Genomic DNA, 4,292 nt, shown 5'->3' on the forward strand with positions numbered 1-4,292 from the left:
ACTCCTCGACGTGGTGCATCTCCACCCGCGACAGCCCGCCGCCGCCCACCGAGGCGGAGTTGTGCGGGGCGTAGAGGCCGGCGGCGCCGGCGCGACGCTGGACCTCCCGGCGGGCCTCCCACACCTCGGGGTGCATCCGGCCGGCCTCGTCGAGATGCGGCTGTACCGCCGTCCCGACGTTCCTCGCCGCCAGCTGCTCCTCGAGCGGGGTGACCTCGTCGTCGAGGAACCGGCGGAAGCGCTCGGTGTAGTCGGCGACCCGGTCGCTGATGCCGATGCTGATGCTCGCGCGCGTCATCAGGTGAGGCTCCTCGTCGTAGTGAACGGTGTTCATTGTGCTGAACATTGAACGAAAGCTAGCATCGCCGACTACTGATCGGAAGGGCGGAACGCATGTCTGAGGGAGCTCGGGCCGGACGCCGTGACGCAGTGGCGGAGATGAAGCGCGGCATCATCCTCGATGCCGCCCAGCGGGTCTTCGCCGAGAACGGGCTGCGCGGGGCGAGCATGCGCGCGATCGCCAAGGAGGCGGGCTACGTCCCCGGCGCGATCTACGCCTATTTCCCCAGCAAGGAGCACATCTACGCCGCCGCGTTGAGTGAGTCGCTGATCCGCCTGCGCGAGGCGACCGAGACCGCCGTGGTCGGCGCCGGCGCCCGCGAGCGGCTGGTCGCGGCCGGGCTGGCGTGGTTCGACTTCTACGACGCGAACCCGCGTGACCTCGACATGGGCTTCTACCTGTTCGGCGGCGGCATGGAACCCCGCGGGCTCTCCGAGGAGCTCAACCGTGAGCTCAACGCTGCACTCCTCGCGACCCTCGAACCCGTCCGGCGCGCGGCGATCGAGATCGGAGCCACCGAGGACGACGCCGTCGTCCTGACGGCGGACACGTTCGCCCACGCCTCGGGCCTGTTGCTGCTCGCCCACACGCGCCGCATCGAGCTCTTCAAGCTCGACGCGCGCCCGTTGATGGCCCAGCACATGGAGCAGCTGGCCGCGCGGATCGCCACCTGAGCAGCGTCGGTCACCTCGCGGCCGGGCCTTGACAAGGCTATCCATCTCCCCGTAGACAGAGTCACTTTCTTCATAGCAGAGCCTCCCTCGACGACGGCCGCGGCCGATCCCGGGCGACGGCAGGAGAGGAGTGGTCATGGACAACCAGCTCTTCGAGTACAGCCCGATCACCGAACGTCCTCGGCTGGAGTGGCCGGACGACGCCCGCGTCGCCTTCTACGTGGGCCTGAACATCGAGCACTACCAGGTGGACCGCCCGTCGACGAGTATCTTCGGCGGCACCACCGGGCTCGTACCGGACGCGTTGAACTACGGCTGGCGGGACTACGGTCCGCGGGTGGGGATCTGGCGGCTCATCGACAGCCTCGACAAGCACGGCCTGAGGGCGAGCGTGCTGCTCAACTCCGAGGTGTGCAGCAGGTATCCGCAGATCATCCGGGCCGGGCGCGAGCGTGGCTGGGCCTGGCTGGCGCACGGCCGGGACAACTCGACGTTCCAGGCGGGCATGAGCCGGGACGAGGAGCTCGGCTACCTCTCCGACGTGGTGGACACGATCGAGAAGGCCACCGGGACCCGCCCGAAGGGCTGGCTCGGGCCCGCGCTGACCGAGACGTTCGAGACCCCGCAACTGCTCGCCGACCTCGGGTTGACCTACGTGCTCGACTGGTGCAACGACGACCAGCCCTACCGGCTGAACGTGGCGGGGATGCTGAGCGTCCCGTACTCGATCGAGGTGAACGACGTCAGCCTGTTCGTCGGGAAGAGCCTCAGCGGTCCCGACTTCCGGCAGATCGTGATCGACCAGTTCGACCAGCTCTACGAGGACTCCCGGCACAGTGGTCGGGTCATGGCCCTCGGCCTGCACCCGTTCATCGTCAACCAGCCCTTCCGGCACAAGTACCTGGACCAGGCGCTGGAGTACATCACCGGCCGCTCGGGCGTCTGGCTCACCACGAGTGACGAGATCGCCGAACACTACGAGCGCACGTGCACCGTCGACGTCGCCGACGGTAGTGGACGGGGAGAGTGACGGTGGTGACGAGCGCGGTGGAGCAGTATGCGGCGCTACGGGAGGAGTTCCGCCGCAAGGGGCTGGGCGGGCGGGTCGGCTTCGGATCGGATCCGGCGATCCTGGTCGTCGACCTGATCCGCGGCTTCACCGATCAGCGTTCGCCGCTCGCCGGCGCGCTGGAGACCCAGCTCAAGGCGACGAACGAGCTCCTCGAGGTGGCGCGCCGCTCCGACGTGCCGGTCATCTTCTCGACGGTGGCCTATGACCCCGACCTGCAGGAGGCGGGCCTGTGGATCCGGAAGATCCCGTCCAACAACTGGCTGGTCGAGGGCAGCGAATGGGTCGAGGTCGACCCACGACTGAACCGTCGCCCGAACGAGATGCTCCTGGTGAAGAAGTACGCCTCGTGCTTCTTCGGCACCGACCTGGCCAGCCGGCTGCTCTCCCGGCGGGTGGACACCCTGCTCATCACCGGTTGCACCACGAGCGGCTGCGTGCGGGCCAGCGCGGTGGACGCGTGCTCCTACGGGTTCCACACGATCGTCGTCGAGGACGCGGTGGGGGACCGGGCGGAGCTGCCGCACCTGGCGAGCCTGTTCGACATCGACAGCAAGTACGGCGACGTCGTCGGTCTCGCCGAGGCCGCGAACTACCTGGCAGGCCGCACCGGCTGACCGGCATCCGCGCAACACCGAGACCGCGGCGCGGCGTCCGGCCGCAGGCCGCCGCGTTCGACTACCGGTCCAGGCGGGCGAGCTCGTGTCGCCACGCCGTCGAGGTGTTGAACCCCGCGCCGAGATCGGGCAGCTCGGCCATGTCGGCCTCCGGTAGATCGACAAGGGTGCCGCCCGCACCGACCACCTTCAGCGACATCCGCGCCAGGTGATCGACGCTCACCGCCTGCAGTACGGCCTGTTCGACGCTGCGGGCGGCGCTGGTCAGGCCGTGCCCGCGGAGCAGCACCACCGGGCGGTCGCCCATCACCGCCGCCATCTCGGCGGCGAGGCGACGATCGCGCACCAGCACCCCGCGCGGGTAGACGGGCACACCGCCGGCGGCGAGCCGGACGCCTGGGATGTCGAAGGCCCCGACGATCGGGCGGATCGCGAGGCCGGCGAGATCGGCGGCGACCACCTCGGGCGGGTGCGCGTGGACCACCGCGGCCACATCGGCGCGGGTGCGCAGCACCTCGGTGTGCAGGGGCAGCTCGTTGGGAGGCGCATAGCCGTCGTCGAGCTCTCCCGGCGCCCCCGCCTCGCCGTCGAGGTCGACCAACCGGATGTCGCAGTCACCGGTGAAGGCCAGCCCGCGTTCCCGCGGGCCGCGGCAGCGGACCAGCAACCGCCGGTCGTCGACCCGCAGGCTGACGTGGCCCAGGATGCCGTCGGCCAGGCCCCGCGCGGCCAGCACCCGGCAGGCGTCGGCGACCAGGGTGCGGAGCGGGGCGAGCTCTGCGCTCGGCGGCGCGCTCATCGCGCACCCACCGGCGCCGTGCGCACCTTCGCGGCTGCGGCCGCGACGGCGCCGCGGGTGTCGTCCAGGGAGGCACCGCCGGCCAGGGCGCGGCGGCAGATCACCAGCGCCCGCGGCCAGTTCACCGTGACGGCCCCGGCGAGCAGGCCACCGGTGCCCGCGTAGAGCACGGCGAACGAGCGCGTCGGGTCCGCGCCGTCGACGGTGACGTGGTCCGCACCGCCCGTGCGCCCGGCCAGCTGGATCTTCCAGTCGTACTGGTCGCTCCAGACGTACTCCACGGGGGAGTGGGCGCGCAGATCCTCGGGATGGGTGATGTTGTGGGCGACGCAGGCGGCCTGTTCGACGGCGTTGGTCCAGTGCTCGACCCGCACCAGGGCGTCGTGCCCGGGGTGGAACCACCGGGCCACGTCGCCGACGGCGTGGATCCTCGGTGCGTCGACGGCGCGGCTGAACCGGTCGCACACCACACCGTCGTCGATCCGGAGTCCGGAGGAGGCCAGCCAGCCGTCGTTGGGCACGGCCCCGATGCCGACCACCACCGCGCCCGCAGGCAGCGTGCCGCCGTCCGCCAGCCGGACGTGCAGGGCACCCTCGGTGCGGTCGATCCCGGTGACGCCGACCCCGAACCGGGTGGCGACCCCCTGCCGTTCGTGCAGGAGCCCGAACAGCCTGGCGACCGCCGGGTCGAGGACCCGGCTCATCGCGACCGGCGCCGGGTCGACGACCGTCACGTCGACGCCCATCGCCCGGGCCGTGGCGGCGACCTCCGCGCCGATGAACCCGGCGCCGA

The 4,292-nt window shown here is 71.2% G+C and carries 5 protein-coding genes and 1 pseudogene; 3 read left to right on the forward strand and 3 right to left on the reverse strand.

The annotated features are described in order from the left end of the window. Positions 1-298 (reverse strand): annotated as a pseudogene (locus JWR81_RS13980) (acyl-CoA dehydrogenase); the annotation flags it as partial. Between the two features lie 95 nt (positions 299-393). Between JWR81_RS13980 and JWR81_RS13985 the strand changes: the two are divergent. The 3 genes from JWR81_RS13985 to JWR81_RS13995 all read left to right on the forward strand — a co-directional run bounded on the left by JWR81_RS13985 (position 394) and on the right by JWR81_RS13995 (position 2,700). After that, entirely contained in the window at positions 394-1,014 is a 621-nt protein-coding gene (locus JWR81_RS13985) for a TetR/AcrR family transcriptional regulator (RefSeq protein WP_297651406.1), read from the forward strand. A gap of 136 nt (positions 1,015-1,150) precedes the next feature. Next, positions 1,151-2,044 carry a polysaccharide deacetylase family protein gene (locus JWR81_RS13990; RefSeq protein ID WP_297651409.1) on the forward strand — a complete coding sequence of 298 codons (894 nt, stop codon included), beginning with the start codon at positions 1,151-1,153 and terminating at the stop codon, positions 2,042-2,044. A 5-nt stretch (positions 2,045-2,049) separates the two neighbouring features. Then, positions 2,050-2,700: an N-carbamoylsarcosine amidohydrolase gene (locus JWR81_RS13995; RefSeq protein ID WP_297651411.1), complete on the forward strand. Its 651-nt coding sequence runs from the start codon at positions 2,050-2,052 to the stop codon at positions 2,698-2,700. 61 nt (positions 2,701-2,761) lie between these two features. Here the strand turns inward: JWR81_RS13995 and JWR81_RS14000 are convergent, their stop codons facing one another. Continuing rightward, the gene (locus JWR81_RS14000; protein ID WP_297651413.1) at positions 2,762-3,499 is read right to left on the reverse strand and encodes a class II aldolase/adducin family protein; all 738 of its coding nucleotides are present in this window, start codon (positions 3,497-3,499) and stop codon (positions 2,762-2,764) included. Beyond that, positions 3,496-4,292: FAD-dependent oxidoreductase (locus JWR81_RS14005; protein WP_297651414.1), on the reverse strand; the 797-nt coding region annotated here is incomplete at its 5' end. The genes JWR81_RS14000 and JWR81_RS14005, both read right to left, overlap by 4 nt.

The organism is Pseudonocardia sp., assembly GCF_025965585.1.
Taxonomy (GTDB): Bacteria; Actinomycetota; Actinomycetes; order Mycobacteriales; family Pseudonocardiaceae; genus Pseudonocardia.